The 24,290-nt window shown below is 68.2% G+C and carries 24 protein-coding genes; 10 read left to right on the forward strand and 14 right to left on the reverse strand.

What is annotated here, in order from left to right:
- Positions 1–23: 23 nt before the first annotated feature.
- Positions 24–1,118 carry a 3-deoxy-7-phosphoheptulonate synthase gene (locus ACI766_RS10200; protein ID WP_003114000.1) on the reverse strand — a complete coding sequence of 365 codons (1,095 nt, stop codon included), beginning with the start codon at positions 1,116–1,118 and terminating at the stop codon, positions 24–26.
- A 570-nt stretch (positions 1,119–1,688) separates the two neighbouring features.
- Here ACI766_RS10200 and ACI766_RS10205 point away from each other — a divergent pair.
- From ACI766_RS10205 to ACI766_RS10215, 3 genes are all read left to right on the forward strand, one after another.
- Positions 1,689–2,705 (forward strand): ATP-binding protein, encoded by a 1,017-nt coding sequence (locus ACI766_RS10205; RefSeq protein WP_412828498.1) that lies wholly within the window; start codon positions 1,689–1,691, stop codon positions 2,703–2,705.
- Positions 2,706–2,725: 20 nt separating this feature from the next.
- Entirely contained in the window at positions 2,726–3,370 is a 645-nt protein-coding gene (locus ACI766_RS10210; RefSeq protein ID WP_003119819.1) for a vWA domain-containing protein, read from the forward strand.
- Positions 3,371–3,491: 121 nt separating this feature from the next.
- The gene (locus tag ACI766_RS10215; protein ID WP_023088202.1) at positions 3,492–4,631 is read left to right on the forward strand and encodes a thiolase family protein; all 1,140 of its coding nucleotides are present in this window, start codon (positions 3,492–3,494) and stop codon (positions 4,629–4,631) included.
- Between the two features lie 86 nt (positions 4,632–4,717).
- Here ACI766_RS10215 and paaP read toward each other — a convergent pair whose 3' ends face one another.
- Positions 4,718–6,328 (reverse strand): aminopeptidase PaaP, encoded by a 1,611-nt coding sequence (gene paaP, locus ACI766_RS10220; RefSeq protein ID WP_003101464.1) that lies wholly within the window; start codon positions 6,326–6,328, stop codon positions 4,718–4,720.
- 428 nt (positions 6,329–6,756) lie between these two features.
- Between paaP and ACI766_RS10225 the strand changes: the two genes are divergently transcribed.
- Positions 6,757–8,286 carry a nucleobase:cation symporter-2 family protein gene (locus ACI766_RS10225; protein ID WP_003162544.1) on the forward strand — a complete coding sequence of 510 codons (1,530 nt, stop codon included), beginning with the start codon at positions 6,757–6,759 and terminating at the stop codon, positions 8,284–8,286.
- A 55-nt stretch (positions 8,287–8,341) separates the two neighbouring features.
- Here ACI766_RS10225 and ACI766_RS10230 read toward each other — a convergent pair whose 3' ends face one another.
- On the reverse strand, positions 8,342–8,590 hold the full coding sequence (locus ACI766_RS10230; RefSeq protein WP_003091048.1) for a hypothetical protein: 249 nt from the start codon (positions 8,588–8,590) through the stop codon (positions 8,342–8,344).
- 155 nt (positions 8,591–8,745) lie between these two features.
- Positions 8,746–9,327, reverse strand: a complete 582-nt coding sequence (locus ACI766_RS10235; RefSeq protein ID WP_034022714.1) for a cytochrome b — start codon at positions 9,325–9,327, stop codon at positions 8,746–8,748.
- Between the two features lie 457 nt (positions 9,328–9,784).
- Here ACI766_RS10235 and ACI766_RS10240 point away from each other — a divergent pair, with 457 nt between their 5' ends.
- Positions 9,785–9,916: a hypothetical protein gene (locus ACI766_RS10240; protein ID WP_003091046.1), complete on the forward strand. Its 132-nt coding sequence runs from the start codon at positions 9,785–9,787 to the stop codon at positions 9,914–9,916.
- Between the two features lie 19 nt (positions 9,917–9,935).
- On the opposite strand, the gene cif is transcribed toward ACI766_RS10240, so the two are convergent.
- The 3 genes from cif to ACI766_RS10255 all read right to left on the reverse strand — a co-directional run bounded on the left by cif (position 9,936) and on the right by ACI766_RS10255 (position 13,270).
- A complete protein-coding gene (gene cif, locus ACI766_RS10245; RefSeq protein ID WP_003091045.1) occupies positions 9,936–10,895 on the reverse strand; it encodes a CFTR inhibitory factor Cif in 960 nt (319 codons plus the stop codon).
- Positions 10,896–10,916: 21 nt separating this feature from the next.
- Entirely contained in the window at positions 10,917–12,095 is a 1,179-nt protein-coding gene (locus ACI766_RS10250) for an MFS transporter (protein WP_034002324.1), read from the reverse strand.
- A gap of 65 nt (positions 12,096–12,160) precedes the next feature.
- Positions 12,161–13,270 (reverse strand): alkene reductase, encoded by a 1,110-nt coding sequence (locus tag ACI766_RS10255; RefSeq protein WP_034022719.1) that lies wholly within the window; start codon positions 13,268–13,270, stop codon positions 12,161–12,163.
- A gap of 125 nt (positions 13,271–13,395) precedes the next feature.
- On the opposite strand from ACI766_RS10255, the gene ACI766_RS10260 reads away from it, so the two are divergent.
- Positions 13,396–13,986 carry a TetR/AcrR family transcriptional regulator gene (locus tag ACI766_RS10260; protein WP_003119828.1) on the forward strand — a complete coding sequence of 197 codons (591 nt, stop codon included), beginning with the start codon at positions 13,396–13,398 and terminating at the stop codon, positions 13,984–13,986.
- A gap of 10 nt (positions 13,987–13,996) precedes the next feature.
- On the opposite strand, the gene ACI766_RS10265 is transcribed toward ACI766_RS10260, so the two are convergent.
- On the reverse strand, positions 13,997–14,923 hold the full coding sequence (locus tag ACI766_RS10265) for a LysR family transcriptional regulator (RefSeq protein ID WP_003110292.1): 927 nt from the start codon (positions 14,921–14,923) through the stop codon (positions 13,997–13,999).
- A 65-nt stretch (positions 14,924–14,988) separates the two neighbouring features.
- Here ACI766_RS10265 and ACI766_RS10270 point away from each other — a divergent pair, with 65 nt between their 5' ends.
- Positions 14,989–15,603 (forward strand): LysE family transporter, encoded by a 615-nt coding sequence (locus ACI766_RS10270; protein ID WP_003091040.1) that lies wholly within the window; start codon positions 14,989–14,991, stop codon positions 15,601–15,603.
- 122 nt (positions 15,604–15,725) lie between these two features.
- Entirely contained in the window at positions 15,726–17,234 is a 1,509-nt protein-coding gene (locus tag ACI766_RS10275) for a PA2928 family protein (RefSeq protein WP_034022721.1), read from the forward strand.
- 51 nt (positions 17,235–17,285) lie between these two features.
- On the opposite strand, the gene ACI766_RS10280 is transcribed toward ACI766_RS10275, so the two are convergent.
- Positions 17,286–18,617 carry an esterase/lipase family protein gene (locus ACI766_RS10280; protein WP_003110295.1) on the reverse strand — a complete coding sequence of 444 codons (1,332 nt, stop codon included), beginning with the start codon at positions 18,615–18,617 and terminating at the stop codon, positions 17,286–17,288.
- Between the two features lie 129 nt (positions 18,618–18,746).
- Here ACI766_RS10280 and ACI766_RS10285 point away from each other — a divergent pair, with 129 nt between their 5' ends.
- Positions 18,747–18,929 (forward strand): hypothetical protein, encoded by a 183-nt coding sequence (locus ACI766_RS10285; RefSeq protein WP_009876742.1) that lies wholly within the window; start codon positions 18,747–18,749, stop codon positions 18,927–18,929.
- A 9-nt stretch (positions 18,930–18,938) separates the two neighbouring features.
- Here the strand turns inward: ACI766_RS10285 and ACI766_RS10290 are convergent, their stop codons facing one another.
- From ACI766_RS10290 to ACI766_RS10310, 5 genes are read right to left on the reverse strand one after another with little or no spacing between them, the layout of a single operon-like run.
- On the reverse strand, positions 18,939–19,706 hold the full coding sequence (locus tag ACI766_RS10290; RefSeq protein ID WP_003091036.1) for an ABC transporter ATP-binding protein: 768 nt from the start codon (positions 19,704–19,706) through the stop codon (positions 18,939–18,941).
- 20 nt (positions 19,707–19,726) lie between these two features.
- Complete coding sequence (locus tag ACI766_RS10295; RefSeq protein WP_003091035.1) at positions 19,727–20,440, reverse strand: ABC transporter permease; 714 nt, start codon at positions 20,438–20,440, stop codon at positions 19,727–19,729.
- Positions 20,437–21,126, reverse strand: a complete 690-nt coding sequence (locus tag ACI766_RS10300; protein WP_003091034.1) for an ABC transporter permease — start codon at positions 21,124–21,126, stop codon at positions 20,437–20,439. Before ACI766_RS10300 ends, ACI766_RS10295 begins: the two co-directional genes overlap by 4 nt.
- Positions 21,127–21,181: 55 nt before the next feature.
- Entirely contained in the window at positions 21,182–21,967 is a 786-nt protein-coding gene (locus ACI766_RS10305) for an ABC transporter substrate-binding protein (RefSeq protein ID WP_003114013.1), read from the reverse strand.
- A gap of 59 nt (positions 21,968–22,026) precedes the next feature.
- Positions 22,027–23,196 carry a M20 aminoacylase family protein gene (locus tag ACI766_RS10310; RefSeq protein ID WP_003114014.1) on the reverse strand — a complete coding sequence of 390 codons (1,170 nt, stop codon included), beginning with the start codon at positions 23,194–23,196 and terminating at the stop codon, positions 22,027–22,029.
- 100 nt (positions 23,197–23,296) lie between these two features.
- Here ACI766_RS10310 and ACI766_RS10315 point away from each other — a divergent pair, with 100 nt between their 5' ends.
- Positions 23,297–24,286, forward strand: a complete 990-nt coding sequence (locus ACI766_RS10315) for a LysR family transcriptional regulator (RefSeq protein WP_012613913.1) — start codon at positions 23,297–23,299, stop codon at positions 24,284–24,286.
- Positions 24,287–24,290: the final 4 nt, after the last annotated feature.

Here is a 24,290-nt window from a genome sequence, read left to right on the forward strand (position 1 = left end):
CGGCATGGCCGCTCGCGCCGCTTTCAGCGCCGCTCGGCGAGCCGCCGGGCGGCGTCGCGGAGAATCCGCTCGGTGCCTTCCCAGCCGAGGCAGCCGTCGGTGATCGAGACGCCGTAGCGCAGTTCGCCGCCAAGCGCCTGGCAACCGTCGAACAGGTGGCTTTCCAGCATTACCCCGACCAGGTCGCTGGCGCCGGCCAGGCGCTGGTCCAGCACGCTGGCGAGGACGCCGGGCTGGTTCAGCGGGTTCTTGCCGCTGTTGGCGTGACTGCAATCGACCATCATCCGCGTGGCGATGCCCTGGCTTTCCAGGGCCTGGCGCACGGCCTGCACCTGCTCGGGGCCGTAGTTCGAACCGTGGCGGCCGCCGCGCAGCACCACATGGGTGTCCGGATTGCCGCGGGTCTCGATCAGCGCCGGGTGACCGTGCGGGTCGAGGCCGAAATGGCGGTGGCCGTGGGCCGCCGAACGGATCGCGTCGCAGGCGATGCCGACGCCGCCGTCGGTGCCGTTCTTGAAGCCCACCGGCAGGCCGAGGCCGCTGACCAGCTCGCGGTGGATCTGCGATTCGCTGGTGCGCGCGCCGATCGCCGCCCAGCTCAGCAGGTCGTCGAAGTAGCCGGCGGCCAGAGGTTGCAGGAGTTCGGTGGCCAGCGGCAGGCCGAGGCGCAGCATGTCCAGCATCAGTTGCCGGGACAGCGCCAGGCCGGCGGCCATGTCGTCGCTGCCATCCAGATGCGGGTCGTAGGCGAGGCCCTTCCAGCCCACCGTGGTGCGTGGCTTTTCCACGTAGGCGCGCATCACCAGGAGCAACTGGCCGTCGAGTTCGTCGCTCAGCGCCGCGAGGCGTTCGGCGTATTCGAGGGCGGAGCGGGGATCGTGGATCGAACAGGGTCCGACTACCACCAGCAGGCGCGGGTCGTCGCCGTCGAGGATGGCGCGGATGGCGTCGCGGCTGGCGGCGACCTGGCTGGCCAGCTCCAGCGGCAACGGCTGGCGGGCCTTGAGTTCGAGCGGGCTGGGCAGGCGTTCCAGGGCGGTACGGGCGGTGGCGCTGGGCAGGGCGACGGCCTGGACGTTCGGCGAAAGGGTGGTCAGTGCGGATACGGATGAGTTCATGGTCTGGCTTCCTGGGCTGGCGGCGGGCATCCCGCGCGCGTCGTGCCCTATCGAGGTGTTCGGCAATGTCGTGGGTTGGCGAGCGGCTGGCGGCCGTCGCTAAATCGCCAGGTGTTGAGCGGGTAGCCAGTGCGGTAGCGGTATGCGGTCATGATCGATGTCCTGTGCGTTGGTCTGTGGTTGTGGCCTTGTGGGCCGGAAAAACGGGCCGGAAAAACAAAACCCCCGGTCGGGGAGCCGACCGGGGGTTTGCGTGTGCAGGGTAGGCGTCCCGTATACCGTGGGCGCCGTTGGGGTATCAGGCGCCGGAGTGGCTAAACCAATACCCGAAGAAATACGCGGCACGGGGTGCCTGCGGCGCACGCGCGCGCAACGACAAGCCAGGGCGCAAGGCACTGGAATGCAGGTGCGGATGGCGGGTGTGCGGCATGGGTTTCTCCCGTGAACGAGTCCCGAGCTTACTGCAAGCGAGGCGGCCGGTTCAACGACTGTTTCACGGTTCGATACCGGCGCCGCCGGCCTGATAGACTTGGCGGTCCGTATTTCCGTCCGTCCGCCGCAGGAATCCCCATGAGCGCTACCGTGCATTACCCCCTGTCCGCCGTGGTCGCCGCCGACGAACTGAAGCTGGCGCTGTGCCTGGCCGCGGTCGATCCGGCGATCGGCGGGGTACTGATCGAGGGGCCGCGCGGAATGGCCAAGTCGACCCTGGCGCGGGGCGTCGCCGAACTGCTGCCGGCGGGCGTGTTCGTTACCCTGCCGCTGGGCGCCAGCGAGGAGCGCATCGTCGGCAGCCTCGACCTGGACGCCGCCCTCGGCGAAGGTCGCGCGCGGTTTTCCCCAGGCGTGCTGGCCAAGGCCGACGGCGGCGTGCTCTACGTCGACGAAGTGAACCTGCTGCCGGACCACCTGGTGGACTTGTTGCTCGACGTCGCCGCCAGCGGCGTCAACCTGGTCGAGCGCGATGGCATTTCCCACCGGCATCCGGCGCGTTTCGTGCTGATCGGCACGATGAACCCGGAAGAGGGCGAACTGCGCCCGCAACTGCTCGACCGTTTCGGCCTCAACGTGCGTCTCGATACCCAGCCGCCGCCGGCCGAGCGGGCAGAGATCATCCGTCGCCGGCTGGCCTTCGATGCCGACCCGCAGGCCTTCGTCGAACGCTGGGAAGGCCAGCAGGACACCCTGCGCCGCCGTTGCGCCGAGGCGCGCCGGCGGCTGGCGCGGATTCCCCTGGACGATGCGGCGCTGGACAGCATCGCTCGACGCTGCTTCGAGGCGGCTGTCGATGGCCTGCGCGCCGACCTGGTCTGGCTGCGCGCGGCGCGCGCCCATGCGGCCTGGCGCGGCGGCGAGCGGATCGAGGCGGAGGACATCGATGCGGTGGAACATTTCGCCCTGCTGCATCGCCGTCGCCAGTCGAACCCGCCATCATCGGCGGCCAATCCACCGCCACCGCCCGCGGCGGCCCCTGTCGCGCTCCCGGAGCGCACCGGCGACGGCGAAGGGCAGTGGGGCGAATTGCCGGCTCGGCCGGTGGCCATGGGGACCGCCCGCGAGCTGCCGCGCTGGCCAAAAAAGCCCTGAGCATCCGCCCGCGCTCGGTCATGGGTGCGGATGCCAGGAGCAGACCCGGAGCCCTGCGCGGCGGACTTGGCGGCGCCCTGAGCCAGGGTGCGGAGGGCGCCATCCAATGGTTGCCGACCCTGCTGCGTGGACGTCCCCGACAGCGTCGCGACCTGCTTCGCCAGCCGCGCAGCCGGCGCCCGGGCGAACTCTGGCTGGTGATCGTCGATGCCTCCGCCAGCACCCGCCGGTACGGCGCCCTGGCCCAGGCCAAGGGAGTGTTGGCGACGCTGTTCGAGGAGGCTTATCGGCAGCGCATCCGCCTGGCCGTGCTGCATGCCACCGGGCAGCAGGCGCAATGGCTCTGGCAGGGGCAGAAGGCCTCGCGGGAGTTGCAGGACTGGCTGCGCCAGCTGGGCGCCGGCGGCGGTACGCCGCTGCTCGACGCCCTGCACCAGGCCGCTGGCTGGCTGGCGCGCCGACAGCGGCAGAAACCCGCCGAGCATCAGCGTCTGCTGGTGCTTACCGACGGCCGTCTGCGCGACTGGCCGGCGCTGCCGGAGGCTGCCTGCCCGAGCCTGCTGGTCGACCTCGAAAGCGGCCCGTTGCGCCTGGGCAAGGCCGAGCGCCTGGCCCGGGAACTGGGGGCCGAGTATCGGCATATCAGTGAATTGAACGAAGTCTGAGGGCGTTTCGGCGAGTCCTGCGGCTTTTTCGGTCAAATTGTATTTCGACTGTAATTCAATAAATATTATACGCGTAATATCTTCCTGCGATCCAGCCAATCCATCTCACGGAGATATCCTCATGTCGCCGATTTCAGTCGTTATCGCCGGTTACGCCCGTTCGCCGTTCCACTTCGCCAGGAAAGGCGCGCTGGTCGATATCCGCCCGGATGACCTGGCCGCCGCGGTGCTCAAGGGGCTGGTGGAGAAACTCGATCTCGACCCTGCGCTGCTGGAGGACGTGGTCATGGGCTGCGCCTATCCGGAGGCGGAACAGGGCATGAACATCGCGCGCATCGCCAGTTTCCGTGCCGGCTTCCCGCAGAGCCTCGGCGGTGCGACCCTCAACCGTTTCTGCGGTTCGTCCATGAGCGCCGTCCACTACGCCGCCGGGCAAGTCCTGCTGGGCGCCGGAGAAGCCTTCATCGCCGCCGGGGTAGAGTCGATGACGCGGGTGCCGATGGGCGGCTTCAACCTGTCGCCCAATCCCGCGTTGCTGCAGGACTATCCGGCGGTATACATGAGCATGGGGCAGACCGCCGAGAATGTCGCCGAGCGCTACGCCGTCAGCCGCGTCGAGCAGGAAGAGATGGCCGTACGCTCCCACGCCAAGGCAGTCGCCGCGCGCGAGGCCGGCTTGCTGCGCGAGGAGATCGTCGCCATCGACACCCCCGCCGGCCGGGTCGCCGAGGATGGCTGCATCCGCCCGGGTACCAACCTGGAGAGCCTGGCCCAGTTGAAGCCGGCGTTCGGCGGCAGCGTCACCGCCGCCACCTCGTCGCCGCTCACCGATGGCAGCGCCGCGCTGCTGGTCTGCAGCGAGGAATTCGCGCGCCGCCACGGGCTGGCGATCCTGGCGCGGATCAAGGCGGTGGCGGTGGCCGGTTGTGCGCCGGAGATCATGGGCATGGGGCCGGTGCAGGCGACGCGCAAGGTTCTGCAACGGGCCGGGCTGGGCATCGCCGACATCGACCTGGTGGAGATCAACGAGGCCTTCGCCAGCCAATCCATCGCCTGCATCCGCGAACTGGGGCTGGACATGGACAGGATCAACCTGGATGGCGGCGCCCTGGCCATCGGTCATCCGCTGGGCGCCACCGGCGCGCGGATCACCGGCAAGGCCGCTGCGTTGCTGCGGCGCACCGGCGGGCGCTATGCCATCGCCACCCAGTGCATCGCCGGCGGCCAGGGCGTGGCGACCCTGCTGGAAGCGGTGGAGTGATCGCGCGCCGATGAAAAAAGGCCCGGTGGATGAGCCGGGCCTGGATGGGGAACCTGCGCCGGCGGCCCGGCGCAGGGTAGTCGCGGTTACTTGATGAAGTCGTGACCCCAGCGTTCGATCTGGCTGGCGCTCTTCTGCATCTGCAGCGACCGCGATTGTGCTTTCTGGCCGGCGGCGGCGATCTCGTCGTCGACCACCTTGGTCGACAGCGACAGCCAACTGGTCACGAAGGCCATGGCGTCGCTGTGGATCTCCAGGGCGTCCTGGTTGATGTTGGCGATGCCGTCGCACTTGCTGTGGTAGCACTCGTCGTAGGCCTTGCCGGCGGTGCCGCCGTACTTCTGCGCCTGCTCTTCGGTCTTCAGGCCCTCGGCGCCGGTGAACAGGCCGCCGAAGGCGATGCCGCTGTTGAAGAACTCGGCGTAGTCGGAGCGGAAGTCGATCTCGGTGCCTTCCGATTGCTGGCCGCGCAGGCGGAAGTAGGCTTCGAACAGGCGCTCGATGGCGGCCGAGCCGGGCGGACCCTGGAGGCCGAAGTCGGAACCGTCGCCGTCATAGATGAAGTTGCCGAAGTTCGGCGAGCCGATCATGTCGAAGTTCAGGTAGGCCTTGATCTTCTTCTTCTCTTCCGGGGCGAGGTTCTGCACGTAGTGGGTCGAGCCCACCAGGCCGGCTTCCTCGGCGCCCCACCAGGCGAAGCGCACCTTGTTGACCGGCAGCGCCTTGGCCAGCAGCACGGCCATCTCCAGTTGGGCGGCGCTGCCCGAACCGTTGTCGTTGATACCGGGGCCTTCGAACACCGAGTCGAGGTGCGCGCCGACCATCACCACGTTGTTCGGGTTGCCGCGACGGGTCTCGGCGACCACGTTGTAAGTCTCGGTCTTCTTGCGTACCACGTCGACCACCAGGTGCAACTGCAGGTCCGGGGTCTGCGACCAGGCCACGCCGTTGTCGTAGGTGGCGAAGATCACCGGGATGCCGCCCTCGTAGGACTCGCCCACGGTGACGTTCTCCAGGCCCTTGCGGTCGTCGGTGTTGCCCTGGTTGAAGATGATCACCCCGGCGGCGCCGGCGGCCGCGGCGTTCTCGGCCTTCTGCTCGAAGTTGCAGGTGCCGCGCTGGATCAGCGCGATCGAGCCGGCCGGGAAGTTGGCGAAGTCTTCCGCCTCGCAACCGCTGGTGGAGGTGTTGCCGGCGCCGAGGGACAGGTCCACCGGGACCACCTTGGCGGTGACGTCGCCTGCCTCGGTCTGCGACAGGTAGGTGAAGTCCTTCTCCCATTCGTAGGTGACCGGCTGCGGCACGGTGGCGCTCAGGCTACCCGGGCCTTTCGGGTAGTAGGCGGTGAACGGGAAGGGCTGCACGCTGACCTTGTAGCCGGCTTTCTGCAGGGTCTGCTTCACGTAGTCGACGGAGGCCTGGTAGCCCGGCGTGGCGGCGGCGCGGTTGCCGTCGTTGAGACTGGCGATGTCCTCCAGCTTCTGCAGGCGCTTGACCACGTTGCTGGCTTGCAGGCAGCGCGGCAGGCCAAGCGGGGTGCTGACCAGCAACGGCGATTTGCAGATCGACGGGTTGGGTTTGCCGGGCGTCCAGAACTCGGTGAACTGTTGCGCTTCCGAAGGTGCCGCCAGGGATGCGGCGGAAACCGAGAGGGCGAGGGCGCCGAGTGCGTATCTGAGATTGTTCTTGTTGCTCATGAGACTCCGTTCCTTGTGAGGCGATGATCGATAAGCCGTTGATGGCATGGCGCTATTGCCCGAAATGCCGCCTCGGGCACGGCCTGACTGCCAGACTAGGAGCGCTTTCCGGGCTGTCCTGGCGTAATTCCTGAAATGTGAATTTCATCAACTTTTTGTGGAAGAATTGCTGATAGCTCGCTGGCGGGATGGAGGGCGGCTTTCTATCGTTAATGCCCTTCGGCGCGGGCCCATGGCCGTTGGTCGGGGCTGGGAGGATGGTGCAGCAGGAAGGAAACCGTCTGGCGCGCGGATAAGCGCGCGAGCGGAAGTGGCTGGCACCAGCGCTGTCACAGATTTGTCGGAAATTTTGTATACATTTGTCTGGATATTTTCGGATCGAATTGTCTACAGTGTGCGCACAACAATAAAAGCGAGAACAGCGCACCATGAAAACGACGTCCTCCGGAACCCCACCCGTTCCACGGCCTGAAGACGAGAACCTCGGTGTCGGCGCCAACATGGCCTACGGCCTGCAACATGTGCTGACCATGTATGGCGGTATCGTCGCGGTCCCCCTGATCCTCGGCCAGGCCGCTGGCCTCGCGCCCGGCGACATCGGCCTGCTGATCGCCGCTTCGCTGTTCGCCGGCGGCCTGGCGACCCTGCTGCAAACCCTCGGCGTGCCGTTCTTCGGCTGTCAGTTGCCGCTGGTCCAGGGGGTGTCCTTCGCTGGCGTGGCGACCATGGTGGCGATCATCGGCAGCGGTGGCAGCGGCGGCATTCCCGCAGTGCTCGGCGCGGTGATGGCGGCCTCGCTGATCGGGTTGCTGATCACGCCGATCTTCTCGCGCATCACCAAATTCTTCCCGCCGCTGGTGACCGGCATCGTCATCACCACCATCGGCCTGACCCTAATGCCGGTCGCCGCGCGCTGGGCGATGGGCGGCAACAGCCACGCGCCGGACTTCGGCAGCATGGCCAACATCGGCCTGGCGGCGATCACCCTGGTCATCGTGCTGCTGCTGAGCAAGCTCGGCAGCGCCTCGATCTCGCGCCTGTCGATCCTCCTGGCGATGGTCATCGGCACCGTCATCGCGGTGTTCCTCGGCATGGCCGACTTCTCCAAGGTCACCGAAGGCCCGCTGGTGGCGTTTCCCACGCCGTTCCACTTCGGCATGCCGACCTTCCAGGTCGCCGCGATCATCTCGATGTGCATCGTGATCATGGTGACCCTGGTGGAAACCTCGGCGGACATCCTCGCGGTAGGCGAGATCATCGACACCAAGGTCGACTCGCGGCGCCTGGGCAACGGCCTGCGCGCGGACATGTTCTCCAGCATGCTGGCGCCGATCTTCGGCTCCTTCACCCAGAGCGCCTTCGCCCAGAACGTCGGCCTGGTGGCGGTGACCGGGATCAAGAGCCGCTACGTGGTCGCCACCGGTGGGTTGTTCCTGGTGATCCTCGGCCTGCTGCCGGTGATGGGCCGGGTGATCGCCGCGGTGCCCACCGCCGTGCTCGGCGGCGCCGGCATCGTGTTGTTCGGCACGGTCGCCGCCAGCGGCATCCGCACCCTGTCGAAGGTGGACTACCGCAACAACATGAACCTGATCATCGTCGCCACTTCGATCGGCTTCGGTATGATCCCGATCGCCGCGCCGACCTTCTACGATCACTTCCCCAGTTGGTTCGCCACCATCTTCCATTCCGGCATCAGTTCCTCGGCGATCATGGCGATCCTGCTCAACCTGGCGTTCAACCACTTCACCGCCGGCAACTCCGACCAGCAGTCGGTGTTCGTCGCCGCCAGCGAGCGGACCCTGCGCTACCAGGACATCGCCGCCCTGCACGAAGGCGACTATTTCCTCGACGGCAAGCTGTACGACGCCCAGGGCAACGAAGTGCCGCTGGCCGGCGACGACAGCCATGGCGCGCCGCCGCGACGGCGCAGCGAAACCGCTGAAGCCGGCAGCGCCTGAGCCGCGCCGCGATGAACGACGGCCCTCCTTGCGAGGGCCGTTTTCGTTGTGCGCTTCAGAACAGCGCCTTGCCGCGGTCCAGGCGCTGGTCCACCAGCCATTTGCCGTGGGCGATGGAGGCGCGCTGGGCGTTTTCCAGGTCGGCGAGGAAGGCGAAGCGCACGGGCAGGGCGATGCGCTTGCTGGTGTGGCCTTCGGGATCGGTGATGTGGCAGCCGCCGGCCCAGGGCGTGGGAATGCCCGGATGCTCGACGACGTCGGCGGTGATGGTGTAGCTGCGGTGCTGGCAGTGCAGGCTGGCCATGGCATGCTCCTCTCTGTCGGAGGCCGACCCGGCTACCTGCGCGACGCCTGTGGTTGCCACGGAGGAGCCTCGGGGCGGCGAGGTTTTCCCTGCGTGTCCCTACCTCTATAGCAGATCGTCGCCGAGCCGCCGCGAGAGCCGACGAAGGGCCCCGCTCAGCGGCGCTGGCGACGGCCGAGCATGCGCTCCAGGGTGCCGTCGCGGCGGACCCACTGGTGGTAGCCGGCGGCGAGCGCATGGAGCAGCACCACCGAGGTGCTCAGCCACAGGCCGACCGCGCGGTGAACGGCGTCGAAGGGCTTCTCGAACGCCTCCCAGCTCAGGTTCCAGGTTTGCGAAATCCAGGCGAACAGCGCGGTGTCCTTGAAGCTGGGTACCACGAACAGGCCGAAGTCGGTGGGCAGGCGGGTGCCGACGTAGCCGGTGAGCGGCATCACCAGCATCAAGGCATACAGCGACAGGTGCGCGTAGTGCGCCAGGCGGTGCTCCAGCGGCGTGCCGGGGACCGCTGGCAGGCGCGGCCCGCGCAGCCGCGAGACGATCCGAGGGATCAGCAGCAGGCCGACCAGCAGGCCCAGCACCCAGTGCAGGTTGAGTACCGGCAGGCGCTGCGGGTGGTCGTGGCCGAGCACCCAGATGACGAAATAGGCCAGCACGATCGCGCCGATGAAACAGAACGCCATGCTCCAGTGCAGCAGGCGGGTGGACAGGCTGTAGACGGTCGCTGGATGCGTCACGGGAATGCCTCGCAGAGAGTGAAGGCGTGCAATCTATGAAACGTCCGGAGAGCGATCAAACGTATTTATGGATAATCGATAACGGAAAACTTAATCGAAACTTTCAAATGTGACGTTATTGCACCGAAACAGTGCTGCGAGTCGCTTTTTTCCGAAACGGAAGCTACTTGGCGGAATAATTCCGGGTCGGGATCATTGTAAGTTGGTTTTTCCTTCGCCCCGGCACTCGCGCCACGCCGGCAGAGCCTGGGGCGGGGCGCGGCTGACCCCCAAGCATTATCGGGAAATATATTCCGTTGTCTTTCCGCTGACGTTTTGCCGACAGCAAGCTGACACAGATGTAATTGAACTCGATCGCTTCGTTTCTATAGTCTTCGAACACTTCGCCGTGCACTTTCAAGGACGGCAAGTGCATATCCTGCGTCTTTTCCGCCATGACGATTCTCGAGGTGAGAGCATGAGTAGTGAGCACGATGGCAAGGACCAGGACGACCTGTTCTCCCCGTTGCCTTACCTGCTGGTTTCCGGCGCTGTCGTGCTCATGACCCTGCTGCTGCGCTGCCTGTTCTGCCCGGGCGAGCAGTTCTGATCGCCCGGACCGGGACGACTCAGCGACCGCGGCTGAGGAAGTCGATCACCAGGCGATTCATCGGCGCGGCGCACTCTTCCGGCAGCCAGTGGCCGCAGCCGGGCAGGACATGGCCTTCGACGTCGTCCGCATAGGCTTTCATCTGCTCCAGCTGGAACGTGCCCATGCCGCCGTGGCCGCCGCCGGCGAGGGTCATGGTTGGCATCTGCAGGCGGGTCTTCGCCAGTTCGGCGTTCTGCCGCACGCTCTCGTTCAACGCGCGGTAGTACTCGAACGAGGCGTTCAGGCTGTGCGGCTTGGCGTACGACCTGGCGTACAGATCCAGCAGGCGCTCGCTGAACACCTCGGTGTTGCTGGCATGGGACTTGATGAAGTGCTCGAGGAAGAAGCGTTCCTTGCCGGCGATCAGGGTTTCCGCCAGGCGGTCGTCGGCGGCGAAGAAACTGAAGTGCCAGACCAGCGACTCGCCCTGGGCGGTGAAGGCCGGGAAGCGGTAGATCCGCGCGTCCGGGATCGGCGCTTCCATGTACACCAGGCGGGCGATGTCGGCCTGGTTCTTCACCACCATCGGGTAGGTGTTCCAGATACCGATGTCGTGGGCCACCAGGTCGAACGGGCGATCCGGGCTGAATTGCCGGGCCAGCTTGTGCAGGTAGACGGCGACCTGTTCGCCGCTATAGCCGGTCTTCGGCGGCTCGGACTGGCCGAGGCCGGGCAGGTCCGGCGCGATCACGGTGAAGCGCTTGGCCAGTTCCGGCATCAGTTGGTGCCATTCGTACCAGGTCTGGCCGAAACCGTGTACCAGCATCACCAGCGGCCCCTGGCCGCCTTTCACGTAGTGCAGCTTCACGCCGTCGACTTCCCGGTAGGCGCTTTCGAAGCCATTCGGGACGGGGAATTCCTCGGCGGCGAAGCCGCCCAGGGAGAAGGTCAGGGCGATGCCGGCCAGGAGGCCGCGGCAGAGTCTATCGAGGATCATGGTTGTGCTTCCTTGGTGGGCTCAGTGAGGGATTTGGCCGCCGAGGGACGGCTCGGTGGCAGCTTGGCGTGGCGCCAGCATCAGCAGCAGGGCCACGGCCATCGCCGCCAGGCAGACCAGCGCGCCGACCTCGCCGAGCGGCGCCAGGCCGCTGCCGTCGATCACCCGGCTGCCGGCGAGGGCGCCGATGCCGATCCCGGCGTTGCAGGCGGAGATGTTCAGCGAGGCGGCGAACGCTGGGGCCCGCGGCGCGGACTTCATCACCCGCACCTGGCCGACGATGAACAGTGCTGCCTGGGCCACGCCCCAGGTCGCCAGGGTGGCGGCGAGCAGCCAGGCGTTGCCGAGGGTCGGCACCAGGGCGAGCATGCCCAGCGCCATCAGCAGGACGAACAGCAGGGTTGCGCCCAGTGGGCTGCGATCCACCAGGCGCCCGCCGAGCCAGTTGCCGAGCAGGCCTACCGCGCCGAAGCCCATCAGCGTCCAGCCGACCAGCGAACCGCTGAAGCCGGCCAGGCGCTGGAGGATGTCGGCCAGGTAGGTGTAGGGGGTGAACATGCCGGTGAAGACCAGCAGCGACAGCAACAGGTGGCCGAGCACCAGCGGTTGGCGCAACACGCTCGCCTGGCTGCGCAGCGAGACGCCCGGCCGTCCGGGAATGCGCGGCAGCCAGGCGGCCAGCAGCAGCGCCTTGGCCAGGGCCAGCGCGGCGAGTGCGGCGAATGCCAGGCGCCAACCCCAGGCGTCGGCGATCAGCGTGCCGATGGGAATGCCGAGCACGGTGGCGGCGACGATGCCGAAGAACACCAGCGCCACGGCGCGCCCTTCGCGCGAGGGGCCGGCCAGGTGCGCGGCGGTTTCGCTGGCCATGGCCCAGAACACCGGGAGCGCCAGGGCCGGGACGAAGCGCGCCACGGCCATCGTCCAGATATCGCCGGCCACGGCGGCCAGCGCATTGGCCGCGGCGAACAGCAGCAGGCAGGCGACGAACAGCCGCTTGCGTTCGACGCCCGCCAGCGCGGCGGTGAGGAACGGACCGAAGGCGGCGACGCTGAAGGCGAACAGGCTGACCAGCAGGCCGGCCTGGGCGACGCTGACCTGGAGGTCTGCGGCAAGCGCCGGGAGCAGGCCGACGATGACGAACTCGGTGGTCAGGATGGTGAAGCCGGCGGCGGCCAGCAGGAGGATCGGCAATAGCACGGCAAGACTCCTCCGCGAGCGCAGCCGTGGCCGCGCCCGGGAACGATGCATGGGAGGGAAGGGAATCAGGCCGTAGCGGACTGGCCGAGGGTCGGGTAATCGGTGTAGCCGGCGGCGTCGCCACCGTAGAACCGCGCCTGGTTGGCCTCGGCCAGCGGCGCGCCGAGACGGATCCGCTCGACCAGGTCGGGGTTGGCGATGAACGGCCGGCCGATCGCCACCGCGTCGGCCAGTCCGGCCTGGAGTATCGCTTCGGCGCGCTCGGCGTCGTAGTTGCCGCAGACGATCAGCGGCGCGCGGAAGCGTTCGCGCAGGCGCTCGCGGAAGCCTTGCGGGTAGGCCGGGCCGCCGCTCCATTCCCACTCGGCCAGGTGCAGGTAGGCGATGCCGCGTCGCTGCAGGGCTTCGGCAAGGTAAAGGGTCATCGCTTCCGGCTCGTCGTCGTGCATGTCGTTGATCGTGCCCCAGGGCGACAGGCGCAGGCCGATGCGCTCGGCACCGACCGCGGCGACCAGCGCGTCGACGATCTCCAGCAGGAACCGCGCGCGGTTCTCCAGGCTACCGCCATAGGCATCGCTGCGCCGGTTGCTGGCGCTGGCGAGGAACTGGTCGATCAGGTAGCCATTGGCGCCATGCAGCTCGACCAGGTCGAAGCCGGCGTCGAGCGCGTTGCGTGCGGCGCGGACGAATTCGTCGCGGACCCGGCGGATGTCTTCCAGGGTCATTTCCCGCGGCGCGTCGGCGGGCGCCATGGACCCGCCGCCCTGGCCATCGGCGATGAACACCTGGGCCTTGGCCTGGATCGGCGAGGGCGCGATCGGCGCCTCGCCGCCGGCCTGCAGCGAGCGATGCGACATGCGCCCGACATGCCAGAGCTGCGCGGCGATCAGTCCGCCGGCGGCGTGCACCGCCTCGGTGACCTGGCGCCAGCCGGCCAGTTGCGCCTCGCTGTAGATACCGGGGGTGTAGGCGTAGCCCTGGCCGAGGCGGGAAATCTGCGTGCCCTCGCTGACGATCAGCCCGGCGCCGGCGCGCTGCGCATAGTAGAGAGCGTTCAGGGCGGTCGGCACGTCGCCCGGCTGTTGCGCCCGGGAGCGGGTCATCGGCGCCATGACGATGCGGTTGCGCAAGGCCAGGTTGCCTACGGCGAGCGGGGAGAGGAGCAATTTGGACATGGTCTTTTCCTTTCGAAGGCGGCAGGGAGATGGCTTGAATATCTGTATCGGTCGCTAAATAATATGGCGACGGCAACGCTCGTCAAGTAAATTTATAGTGATCGATACAAATAATGGAGGTCAGGATGGCAACGCGAGGCAGGCCACGGGCATTCGACAGGGACACCGCCCTGCAGCGAGCCATGGACGTGTTCTGGGTGCGTGGCTACGAAGGCGCTTCGCTGGCGGCCCTGACCGAGGCGATGGAAATCAGGCCGCCCAGCCTGTACGCCGCCTTCGGCAGCAAGGAAGGGCTGTTCCGCGAAGCCCTGGCCCACTATCTCGGCCAGCACGGCCGCTATCGCCGGGATGTCCTCGATGGCGCGCCGAGCGCCCGCGAGGGCGTGGCCGAGCTGCTCCGCGAGACCGTCGCGCGCTTCTGTTCCGACGAGTTCCCGCGCGGTTGCCTGGTGGTGCTCGCGGCGCTGACCGGAACCCCGGAAAGCGAGGCGGTGCGGGACGCGTTGAGCGCCGAGCGCGGCGAGTCGATCCGCCTGTTCCGTGAGCGCATGCGGCGCGGCATCGCTGACGGCGACCTGGCGGCGGACACCGACGTGGAGGAGTTGGCGACCTTCTATGCCACCGTGCTGTTCGGCCTCAGCGTGCAGGCCAAGGACCGGGTGCCTTGCGAGCGCCTGCTGGCGGTGGTCGAACGGGCGCTGCGCGCCTGGCCCTGAGCGGGCCGCATCAGGCCGCCGCGCTGCGGCGCAGCCATTCCAGCAGCAGGGTGGCAGGCTCTCCGGCCTGCAACGGTCGCGGGGTCAGCAGGTGATAGCTGCTGCCGTCGGCGAGGAATCCCAGCGGCGCCGCCAGCAGGCCGGCGGACAGATCGTCGCGCACCAGTTGCCAGGGGCCGATGGCTACGCCGAGTCCGGCGCCGGCCGCCTGCAGGCTCAGGTAGAAGTGCTCGAAGCGCTGCCCTTCGGTCGTCGCCGGCGCCTGTCCGGCGAGACGGGTCCAGGTGTTCCAGGCTTGCGGGCGGGTCGCCGTGTGCAGGCGCGGTGCGACGGCGCGAAGCCCGGGCGGTCCTGCATCGAGGTGGAAATGCCGTTCGACGTCGCTCGCCCGGCAGACCGGCCCGACCTGCTCGTCGAACAGCCAGTGGGCATGGCTGCCGGGCGGCCAGGGGAAGTCGTTGCGGCGGATCGCCAGGTCGATGCCGCGGCCGAAGGCGAACGGCCCGCCGCCGGCGACCAGCTGGATCGACAGTCGTGGCTGTTCCTGCATGAATCCGGCGATCCGCGGGATCAGCCAGCGCATCAGCAAGGTCGGTTCGCAGGACAGCACCAGCGCGGTGGGTCCGGCCTCCGCGCGCAGGGCCTCGCCGGTGCGCTCGATCAGGTCGAGGGCCGGGCCGGTGCCGGCGAGCAGGCGCCTGCCGGCCTCGCTGAGGAAAACCCGCTGGCCGCGGCGTTCGAAGAGCGCACAACCGAGTTCCTCCTCCAGGGTCCGCACGGCGCGGCTGATGGCACCGTGGGTCAGGCACAGGGCCTCGGCGGCACGGGAAAAGTTCTCCAGGCGGGCGGCGGCCTCGAAGCAGCGCAGGGCGTTCAGCGAGGGCAGGCGACGGCGCCTGAATGGTGAGTTTTCCTCACCATGATTGTCAGTATTCATCGTTCTCGCTCGGCGCTGGAGACCGGTAGATTGTGTCGTCCATTCTACCTTGGAGCCTTCCAGGCATGACAGAGTTGCTAGCTTTCCTGACCATCACTGTGCTTGCGGTGATCAGCCCCGGCGCCGATTTCGCCATGGTCTCGCGCAACAGCCTGCTGTATTCCCGCCGCGCCGGCCTGCTCACCGCGCTGGGCATCGGCGCGGGGGTGACGGTACATGTCGGCTACAGCATCCTCGGCGTCGGCGTGCTGGTGCGCGAGTCGCTGGCGCTGTTCACCGCGCTGAAGCTGGCGGGCGCCGCCTACCTGGTGTTCCTCGGCCTGCGCATGCTGCTGGCGCGAGAGGACACGGTGGCGGAGGAGGCGGCGGGCGGCGCCGGGGTTTCGTCCTGGGCGATGTTGCGCAGCGGCTTCCTGACCAATGCGCTCAATCCGAAGACCTGCCTGTTCGTGGTCAGCCTGTTCATGCAGGTGATCGATCCGCATACCGCGTTGCCGGCGCAACTGGGCTACGGGGCCTTCATCGCGCTCGCCCACGTGGCCTGGTTCGGCCTGGTCGCCTGCTTTCTCTCGAGCCCGGCGGTGCGCGGCCGACTCCTGCGTTTCCGCCGGCGCATCGACCAGTTTTTCGGCGCCCTGCTGGTCGGTTTCGGCGTCCTGCTGGGGGCGAAAAGCCCATGAGCATGGACCACTGATGGCCGCTTGCCGCCTTTGAAGCGAGGCCGGCGGCTCCCTAGAATGCGCCGTTCATGCCGTCGCCAGTTGAGGGACGGTCCCAGGATCGCGGGACGCATGGGAGTTGCATGAAGAAGGGAGCGACGCTTTTCGCCGTCCTCTGGGCGGTACTCGGCCTGGGCCTGCTGGTCGGTTTGCCGGTGGCCATCCATTTCATTCTCGGCCAGTACGACGAGGCCGGGTTCAGCGGGCCGCAACTGGTCTTCGAGGAACAGGGCCATTCCTACCTGGCGTTCACCCTCGACGACTATCGCGCCAACGAAGTGGACAACGGCGTAGTGCATGGCAGCAGCCGCAGCTATGCCCAGGTGGTCGACCTGGAGGACGGCAGCCTGCGCTGGAGCGCGCGCCTGGATGCCGACAACGAGCGCGGCGACGACTGGGGTTCCGGCGAACTGCTGGGCCAGTCGTCGCGCTACCTGTTCTTCCTGCGCAACGAACTCTACGTACTCGACCGGCGCGACGCCGCCCCTGCGCTGGCGTTCGACGAGCTGGAGCGGCGCACTGGCGGCCTGCCGTTGAAGTCGGCGCCCTGGGGGAAGGACGCCTATCGCTACGACGAAGGCCGGGGCGGATTGCTGATGCTCGCGCTGGACGGCCGCGTCTGGTTCCTCGACGGCGACAGCCTGGCTCTGCGCGAAGCTCCGGAAGTCGATGCCGCGCGGTATTTCCAGGGCGACCCGCCGCCGCCGGCGAGTGCCGGGATCGCTTGGCAGGCGCCGGGCCTGACGCGCCTGCCCGACGGACGCCTGCTGATCCTCGCCAGCGATCACGAGGCCCGAGCGCTGGAGCGTGGCGAGGCGCTGCCGGCAGCGAACCAACGGGCGCGACGCCAGCGCCTGTCACTGGGCACCCTGGATTGGCGGTCGCCGGCGGAGAATCGACTGCGTCCGCTGCTCGACGCGGCCTTCCTGCAGGCTGGCCTGCTGCCCGATCCAGCCGCTGCCGAAGAGCCGCAGCGGCTGCTCGAGCGACCGTCCGAGCGGCAGCGCCAGCGTCCGTCGCTGCCGCCCGAGCCGCAGCCGCCGGAAGAGTTCGATGAGCGCGTGGAGCGTTTTCCCAGTACCCGTGCGTTCCTCGCGGCGCGCGACGCCTACCGCCAGGAACGGCGACGCTGGATCGCCGCGCACGACGCCTGGCGGGAACGGGTCGCCGACCTGGATGCGGCGGCGGATGCCGAGTACCGTCGCCGGCGCGACGAGCAGACGCGCGAGGAGGCGTTGTACCGTCGCTATGCCTCGGCGCTGCCGGGCGGCGATTCCTGGTTGGCGCGCCGTCCCTGGCGAGTCGACGGCAACTGGCTGGTGCTGCACCGGCGCAGCCTGGCCGAGCGTAGCGAGCTGCTGCTCAGCTCGGTGTCTGCCGACGGCAGCTTGCTCTGGACCCTGGAGCTGCCCATCGAGCGTCCCGAGCGGCTGTTCCGCCTGGATGCCCACAACCTGCTTCTCAGCGGCCGTGGAGAGGAAGGCGGGCGGTTGGTGCGGGTCGATCTGCGCCGGGGCAGCGGCATCGTCCATCGCCTCGGGCGCGGCGGCGCGCCATTGCAGCGGGTCGAGTGGCCCGAAGGCCAACCGTGATCGCCTGCGCCCGGCCTGGGTGGCTGCCCAACGGGGGGGCCGGGCGCCGATTCAGGGGTTCCTGAAGACGAATACGCCGCTGTCCACCAGGCGCGTCAGGCGGATGCGCAGCAGCAGGGTGCGGTGGGCGGCGAGGAAGCGCGGCACCTGCGCCAGCGGAATTGCCAGGCCTTCGCTGTCGCCGGGGCCCACCGCGGTATAGCCGACCGGCTGGCGCGGCGGATCGAACGGCGGCTGGGCCGACACGCTGAGCGACAGGGTGTCCACGGCGAAGCCGGCGAGCAGGTCGTCGAGGGAGTCGATCGACAGGTACAGCGAGCGGTAGGCGGGGTTGTCCTCGTAGGGATGGACGTCGGCGATGACCTGCTCGTAGAAGCGCTGTTCGAAACGCCGGTCGCTGTTCAACTTGCGGAAGAACTGGATGAAGTAGTCGCGCACCTCCTGGTCGAGGTCGTCGCAGACGTGGCTGACCAGGTTCAGGTAGCGCGGCGAGCGGCGCTCGATGCCGGGGTCGAGCTGATCGATGCGGCGCTGCCAGGGGAAGCTTGCGCCGCTGCTCCGGTAATCGGCGTCCTCGACCTCCAGTGCGGCGCGGATCAGCTCCAGGGTACGCGGGTTCTTCGGCCCGCGGTCCTTCAGCGCCACGCTGGCGTGGTTCTCGCCGTCGACGATGGCGAAGGCGATCTCGCCGCGCGATTCTTCCAGGCGCCAGCCGGGCCTGGCGCGCTGGCGGACATCCAGTTCGAGGCTCAGGCGGCAGGCGTTGAGGTTCGCCGTGGCGATCCGCACCGTGCCGTCGCCGCCGGCTTCGTTGGCGATGGCTTCGACGCCGCTGTAGCCGACATTGCCCACCAGTACCGTGGCGAGCAGGCGGCCGGCGCCGTACCAGGCCTCGGCGCCGAACAGGTCGCGCTCGGCGAGTTGCCAGGAGTACGGCGAGCCCAGCTCCAGTCCCTTCAGCACCTGGGTGCCGGTCTGCCCGACGAAGCGGTTCCAGCCTTTCAGCACGCGACCGATGAAGGAGCGTCCCTTGTGCGCCAGCGGCGAGCCGAAGTTGGCCGGGGCGAGCATCAGGAAGCGCTTGACCGGCGCGCTGGCGGGGTCGAAGTGGCGGGTCAGCCAGTCGCGCAGCACCAGGGCGCCGGTACTGTGCACCACCACGTCCACCGTGCGCGGTGCCCGCGACAGTCCCTGGGCGGTCCAGGCGCGATCCAGGGCGGCGGCGAGGTCAGCGTAGGTGACGTCGTCCTGCAGGGAGATCCAGTCGGCGAGGCGGATCTGCGTCGGCGCGCTGCCGAACCAGGCTTCCAGCTGCTCGGCGAGGCGGCGGAACGACTTCGAATCGTCGCTCCAGCCGTGGACGATGACGATCGAACGGGGCATGTCCGGCATCCTCTGGGGCTGATCCGGGCGACTATAGATCATGCGCCGCGGCGATGTGCCCTGACCTGTGAAAACGTCTAGGATGCGGCGGTCGCTCCCGACTACCGCCGGCGCGGCATCGCCAGCGCCTTGCTGCGGCAGGCGCGGGACGACTGTCGCGGCGACCGCCTGTTCACTTCCCGCAACCGCTCCAACCTGCCGATGCGGCGCCTGCTGGAGCGCGAGGGATTCCAGCCGAGCGGGGTGATCGACAACCTCGACGAAGGCGATCCGGAGCTGGTCTTCGTGCGTTTCCTCGCGCCGTCGCGCTGAGTCCCGGGCTCATTTCAGGTTGCCGGCGAGGAACTGGCGCAGGCGCTCGCTGCGCGGCGCGCCGAACACCTGGTCCGGCGTCCCTTGCTCTTCGATCACGCCCTGGTGGAGGAAGATCACATGGCTGGAAACCTGGCGGGCGAACGCCATCTCGTGGGTGACCAGGACCATGGTGCGACCTTCCTCGGCCAACTGCTGCATGACTTTCAGCACTTCGCCGACCAGTTCCGGATCGAGCGCCGAGGTCGGTTCGTCGAACAGCATCACCTGCGGCTCCATGGCCAGGGCGCGGGCGATCGCCACGCGCTGTTGCTGGCCGCCGGAGAGTTCGCAGGGATACTGCCGTTCGACCTTCTCCGCCAGGCCGACCTTGGCCAGGTAGTGGCGCGCGCGGGCCACGGCGTCGTCGCGGTTCATTCTCAGGACGTTGACCGGGCACTCGACCACGTTCTCCAGCACCGTCAGGTGGCTCCACAGGTTGAAATGCTGGAAGACCATCGCCAGCCGGCTGCGGATCCTCTGCAACTGCCGGGGATCGGCGGCGCGCAGCTCGCCCAGGGCGCCGGGACGGGTGCGCAGTTCCTCGTCGCCGACGCGGATGCGCCCGGCACAGGGCTTTTCCAGGAAGTTGACGCAGCGCAGGAAGGTGCTCTTGCCCGAGCCGGAGGAGCCGATGATGCTGATCACGTCTCCCTTGCCGGCCCTGAGCGAAACGCCCCTGAGCACCTCATGGCTGCCGTAGCGCTTGTGGATGTCTTCGACCTGCAGGCTGTACATGCGCGTGTCTCCGGGAGAGGTCAGTGGGTTTGCGGTCTGAGGTAGGCCAGCCAGCGCAGCTCGCCGCGGCGGAACAGCCAGATCAGCAGGAAGGCGGTGCCGGCGTAGAGCGCGCCGGCGATGCCGAAGGACAGGAACGGCGCATAGGTGGCGGAATTGACGTCGCGGGCCACCTTGAGCAGGTCCGGCACGGTGGCGGTGAACGCCACCGAGGTGGAGTGCAGCATCAGGATCACTTCGTTGCTGAAGTACGGCAGTGCCCGGCGCAGCGCCGAGGGCAGGACGATGCGCCGGTAGAGGGTGAAGCCGCCCATGCCGTAGGCGCGCGCCGCTTCCACTTCGCCGTGGGGCGTGTTCCTGATCGCGCCGGCGAAGATTTCCGTCATGTAGGCGCAGGTGTTGAGGACGAAGGCCAGCACCGTGCAGTTGAAGCCGTCGCGGAAGAACGCGTTGAGAAAGTCCTGGGCGCGTATGGCATTCAGGCTGTAGACGCCGGTGTAGAAGAACAGCAACTGGATGTACAGCGGGGTGCCGCGGAACACGTAGGTGTAGAGCCAGACCGGGTAGCGCAGCAGCGGGTTGCCGCAGGTCCGCGCCACTGCCAGCGGGATGGCCAGCAGGAAGCCAAGCGCCACGGCGAGGATCAGCAGCCACAGGGTCATCGCCAGTCCGGTCAGTTGCAGGCCGTCGGTCCACAGGTAGGCCTGCCAGTATTCGTCGAGTACCGCGTTCATGGCAGCGGCCTCCTGACGCCCAGCGAGCTGCGCCGCTCCAGCCACAGCAGCGCGGCGTTGGAGATTGCGGTGATGGCCAGGTAGATCAGCCCGCAGACCAGGGTGAAGTGGAAGAACTGCAGGGTGCCCTTGCCGGCGTCCTGGGTGGCCTTGACTAGGTCGCCGAGACCGATGATCGAGACCAGCGCGGTGGACTTGACCAGCACCTGCCAGTTGTTGCCGATGCCCGGCAGGGCGTAGCGCAGCATCTGCGGCAGGAGTACCCGGCGGAACACTCGCCAGCGCCCCATGCCGTAGGCTTGCGCGGCTTCGACCTGGCCGGCCGGGACCGCCTGGAAGGCGCCGCGGAAGGTTTCCGTGAAGTAGGCGCCATAGATGAACGCCAGGGTGACGCAGCCGGCGGCGAACGGGTCGATGTCGACCTGGCCGATGCCGAGGGCGTCGGTGACGCGGTTGAGGAGGATCTGCAGGCTGAAGAACAGCAACAGCATGATGACCAGGTCGGGGACGCTGCGGATCAGCGTCGTATAGCCGCTGGCCAGGGCGCGCAGCGGGCGGTTGGCGGCGAGCTTGGCGCTGGCGCCGAGGAGGCCGATGAGCACGGCGCCGAGCAGGGAGCCCAGCGCCAGTTTCAGGGTCACCAGGGTGCCGGCGAGTATCTGCGGGCCGAAGCCGTCGAGGAACATTTCACTCTCCATTGCTTGTTGTTGTCGGTCGAGGTGAAAAGCGGCCGGACGCCGTTCAGGGCGTGCCGTAGAGGTCGAAGTCGAAGTAGCGGGCGTTGATTCGCGCGTAGGTTCCGTTGGCGCGGATCGTCGCCAGCGCCTTGTTCAGGTCCTCGCGCAGCGCCACGTCCTCCTTGCGCAGGCCGATGCCGTCGCCGACCCCGAAGTAGCGAGGGTCGTCCAGCACCGCTCCGGCCAGTTCGAAATCCTTGCCGACCGGCTTGTCGAGGAAGCCGTAGCTGGCCTGCACCGCGCCTTGCAGCGAGGCGTCGAGGCGGCCCATGACGAGGTCGGCGTAGACCTGGTCCTGGTTCTGGTAGGAGACGACCCGCACCCCCTTGGCGGCCCATTCGGCCTTGGCGTAGGCCTCCTGGTTGGAGCCCTGGCCGACCCCCACGCGCTTGCCGCGCAGGCTCTCGGCGTCGGGCAGGAGCGCCGAGCCACGGCGTACCACCAGGCGGCTCGGCGCGTTGGAGACGCGGTCGGTGAAGGCGATGTGCTGTGCGCGTTTCGGCGTGATGGTCATCGACGAGACGATGGCGTCGATCTTGCGCGACAGCAGCGCCGGGATGATGCCGTCCCAGTTGCTTTCGACCCATTCGCAGCGGGCTCGCAGCTCCGCGCAGAGGGCTTCGCCGATCTCGATGCCGAAGCCTGCCAGGCGGCCGTCCGGCTGCTTGTATTCGAGCGGCGGGTAGGTCGGGTCGACGCCCAGGCGCAGGACCTTGCCGGTCCAGTCGGCGGCGCCGGCCGGTGCGGCGAGGAGGAGGGAGAGGGCGATGCTGCCGAGGGTTCTTGTCATTGTGGTTGTCCTCTGTCGATCCGCGCGCGCCAGGCCGCGCGCCCGTTGAAAACCCTGGCTCAGGCCAGGAAGCGCTCGGCCAGTCGCACCCAGTAGCTGGCGCCGACGGCCAGGCAGTCGTCGTTGAAGTCGTAGCCGGGGTTGTGCAACTGGCAGCCGCTCTCGCCCTGGCCATTGCCGATCACCAGGTAGCTGCCGGGACAGCGTTCGAGGATGAAGGCGAAATCCTCGCTGGCGGTGAACGGCCGCAGTCCGTCGATCAGGCATTCCTCGCCCAGCCAGTCGCGGGCCACCTCGCGGGCGAACGCGGTCTGCCCGGGATGGTTGACCAGCACCGGATGGCAATGCCGGTAGTCGACCTCCGCCCGCGCGCCGAAGCTGGCGGCCTGGCCGCGGGCCAGTTCGCCGATGCGGCGCTCCAGCAGGGCACGGGTTTCCGCGGTCAGGGCCCGGACGCTGAGGATCATTTCGGCGCTGGCCGGGATCACGTTGGAGACCGTCCCGGCATGGATCGCGCCGACGCTGACGATCGCGGTGTCCTGCGGGTCGACGTTGCGCGAGACGATGCTCTGCAAGGCCAGCACGATGGCGGAGCAGACCACCACCGGGTCGACGGTGCGCTGCGGCACCGCGCCGTGGCCGCCACTGCCGATCACGCGGATGACCACGGTATCGGCCGAGGCCATGAAGGGGCCGGGATGGAAGCCCAGGTGGCCGACGGGGTATCCCGGGACGTTGTGCATGGCGAAGATGGCGTCGCAGGGGAAGCGCTCCAGCAGCCCGTCGTCGAGCATCGCGCGGGCACCGCCGAGGCCCTCTTCGGCAGGCTGGAAGATCAGTTGCAGGGTGCCGCGCCAGTGCGGCGACTCGACCAGGTGCCTGGCCGCGGCGAGGAGCATCGCGGTGTGGCCGTCGTGGCCGCAGGCGTGCATCACGCCGTCCACCTGGCTGGCGTAGGGCAGGCCGGTGGCTTCCTGGATCGGCAGCGCGTCCATGTCGGCGCGCAGGCCCAGCGCTGGGCCCTCGCCGCGGCACAGGGTGCCGACCACGCCGGTGCGACCCACCCCACGGCTGACCTGGTAGCCCCAGGCCTCCAGGCATTCGGCGACCAGCGCGGCGGTTCGCCGTTCCTCGAAACCCAACTCCGGGTGGGCATGGATATGGCGGCGCAAGGTAACCATCTCTTCCCGCAGCGCCGCGATGGCGGGCAGGACGGCAGGCTCGGTCATTCTTCTTGTTCTCCTCAAGGGCTCCGACCGGTGGGCGGCGGGGCGTTGTCGAAGCCGATGGTAGGCAAGCGGGGGACTGGCGGGGAGGCTCGCTTTGGCTATGATGACAACCTTTCGTTGTCACCTCGGTAAGCCCGTGAAACTCCACCAGTTGCAAGCCCTGGTCGCCAGTGCCGACGCGGGCGGCATCCGCGCCGCCGCCCGCGTCCTGGGGATTTCCCAGGCGGCCGTGACCCGCGCGCTGCGCGAACTGGAAACCGAACAGCATCTGCCGCTGTTCGTCCGCACGCCCAGCGGCCTGACCTTCACCGAATACGGCAAGGCGCTGCTGATCCACGCCCGGCTGGTGCTCAAGCAACTGGAGCACGCGCAGGTCGAACTCGACCACCTGCGTGGCCAGGCCAGCGGCCGGCTGTGCATCGGGGTGACGCCTTGGGTGGCGCTGACCTTCCTCTCGGAGGCGGTGCAGGCGTTCCGCGAGCGCATGCCGGAGGTGCGCCTGGAGCTTTTCGAAAGCCTGATGGCGGTGGCCCAGCCATTGCTTCGCGACGGCAGCATGGATTTCGCCATCGGCCCGCTGCACGGCGCCCAGGCGGCCCAGGAGTTCGCCTGCGAGAAGCTGCTCGACTACGACACCGCGGTGCTGGTCCGCCAGGGGCATCCGCTGGCGGGTTGCGGCTCGATCCACGAGCTGCTGGAACAGGACTGGGCGTTGAACTACACCGGCGACGGCCACGACGCCCTGATGCGCGAGTTGTTCTGGCGCCACGGCGCCTTGATCGACGAGCGGCGCATCGTCCGCGCGCACTCCGTGGCGATCCTGCAGACCCTGGTGGAGCAGGCCGACATGTGCACCTGGGTGCCGGCGATCATAGGCGCCGCCCCGCCGTTGCTCGGCCGGGTGGTGCCGCTGGCGCTGCGGGAAACCTTCGAGCCACGACGGCTGGGCATCATCACCCGGCGCGGCGGAGCCCTCAGCAATCCGGCGCAATGCTTCGTCGAGTGCCTGCTGCAGGCGATCCGCCGCCACGCCCGCTCGGCGAAGAAGGATGACCGGCGCCTGTTCGAAACCCTGCGCCTGCTAGTCTGATTCC

Source organism: Pseudomonas sp. DL (assembly GCF_047199225.1).
Taxonomy (GTDB): domain Bacteria; phylum Pseudomonadota; class Gammaproteobacteria; order Pseudomonadales; family Pseudomonadaceae; genus Pseudomonas; species Pseudomonas aeruginosa.

Bases quoted from the DNA above. Each gene is read 5' to 3' on its own strand.
- ACI766_RS10240 (WP_003091046.1), top strand. From the start codon at position 9,785: ATGAGTAGTGAGCACGATGGCAAGGACCAGGACGACCTGTTCTCCCCG.
- ACI766_RS10225 (WP_003162544.1), top strand. From the start codon at position 6,757: ATGAAAACGACGTCCTCCGGAACCCCACCCGTTCCACGGCCTGAAGAC.
- ACI766_RS10295 (WP_003091035.1), bottom strand. From the start codon at position 20,440: ATGAACGCGGTACTCGACGAATACTGGCAGGCCTACCTGTGGACCGAC.
- ACI766_RS10300 (WP_003091034.1), bottom strand. From the start codon at position 21,126: ATGTTCCTCGACGGCTTCGGCCCGCAGATACTCGCCGGCACCCTGGTG.
- ACI766_RS10205 (WP_412828498.1), top strand. From the start codon at position 1,689: ATGAGCGCTACCGTGCATTACCCCCTGTCCGCCGTGGTCGCCGCCGAC.
- paaP (WP_003101464.1), bottom strand. From the start codon at position 6,328: ATGAGCAACAAGAACAATCTCAGATACGCACTCGGCGCCCTCGCCCTC.
- ACI766_RS10230 (WP_003091048.1), bottom strand. From the start codon at position 8,590: ATGGCCAGCCTGCACTGCCAGCACCGCAGCTACACCATCACCGCCGAC.
- ACI766_RS10280 (WP_003110295.1), bottom strand. From the start codon at position 18,617: ATGCCCCGTTCGATCGTCATCGTCCACGGCTGGAGCGACGATTCGAAG.
- ACI766_RS10265 (WP_003110292.1), bottom strand. From the start codon at position 14,923: ATGAATACTGACAATCATGGTGAGGAAAACTCACCATTCAGGCGCCGT.
- ACI766_RS10290 (WP_003091036.1), bottom strand. From the start codon at position 19,706: ATGTACAGCCTGCAGGTCGAAGACATCCACAAGCGCTACGGCAGCCAT.
- ACI766_RS10215 (WP_023088202.1), top strand. From the start codon at position 3,492: ATGTCGCCGATTTCAGTCGTTATCGCCGGTTACGCCCGTTCGCCGTTC.
- cif (WP_003091045.1), bottom strand. From the start codon at position 10,895: ATGATCCTCGATAGACTCTGCCGCGGCCTCCTGGCCGGCATCGCCCTG.
- ACI766_RS10255 (WP_034022719.1), bottom strand. From the start codon at position 13,270: ATGTCCAAATTGCTCCTCTCCCCGCTCGCCGTAGGCAACCTGGCCTTG.
- ACI766_RS10270 (WP_003091040.1), top strand. From the start codon at position 14,989: ATGACAGAGTTGCTAGCTTTCCTGACCATCACTGTGCTTGCGGTGATC.
- ACI766_RS10315 (WP_012613913.1), top strand. From the start codon at position 23,297: ATGATGACAACCTTTCGTTGTCACCTCGGTAAGCCCGTGAAACTCCAC.
- ACI766_RS10310 (WP_003114014.1), bottom strand. From the start codon at position 23,196: ATGACCGAGCCTGCCGTCCTGCCCGCCATCGCGGCGCTGCGGGAAGAG.
- ACI766_RS10275 (WP_034022721.1), top strand. From the start codon at position 15,726: ATGAAGAAGGGAGCGACGCTTTTCGCCGTCCTCTGGGCGGTACTCGGC.
- ACI766_RS10260 (WP_003119828.1), top strand. From the start codon at position 13,396: ATGGCAACGCGAGGCAGGCCACGGGCATTCGACAGGGACACCGCCCTG.
- ACI766_RS10210 (WP_003119819.1), top strand. From the start codon at position 2,726: ATGGGTGCGGATGCCAGGAGCAGACCCGGAGCCCTGCGCGGCGGACTT.
- ACI766_RS10200 (WP_003114000.1), bottom strand. From the start codon at position 1,118: ATGAACTCATCCGTATCCGCACTGACCACCCTTTCGCCGAACGTCCAG.
- ACI766_RS10305 (WP_003114013.1), bottom strand. From the start codon at position 21,967: ATGACAAGAACCCTCGGCAGCATCGCCCTCTCCCTCCTCCTCGCCGCA.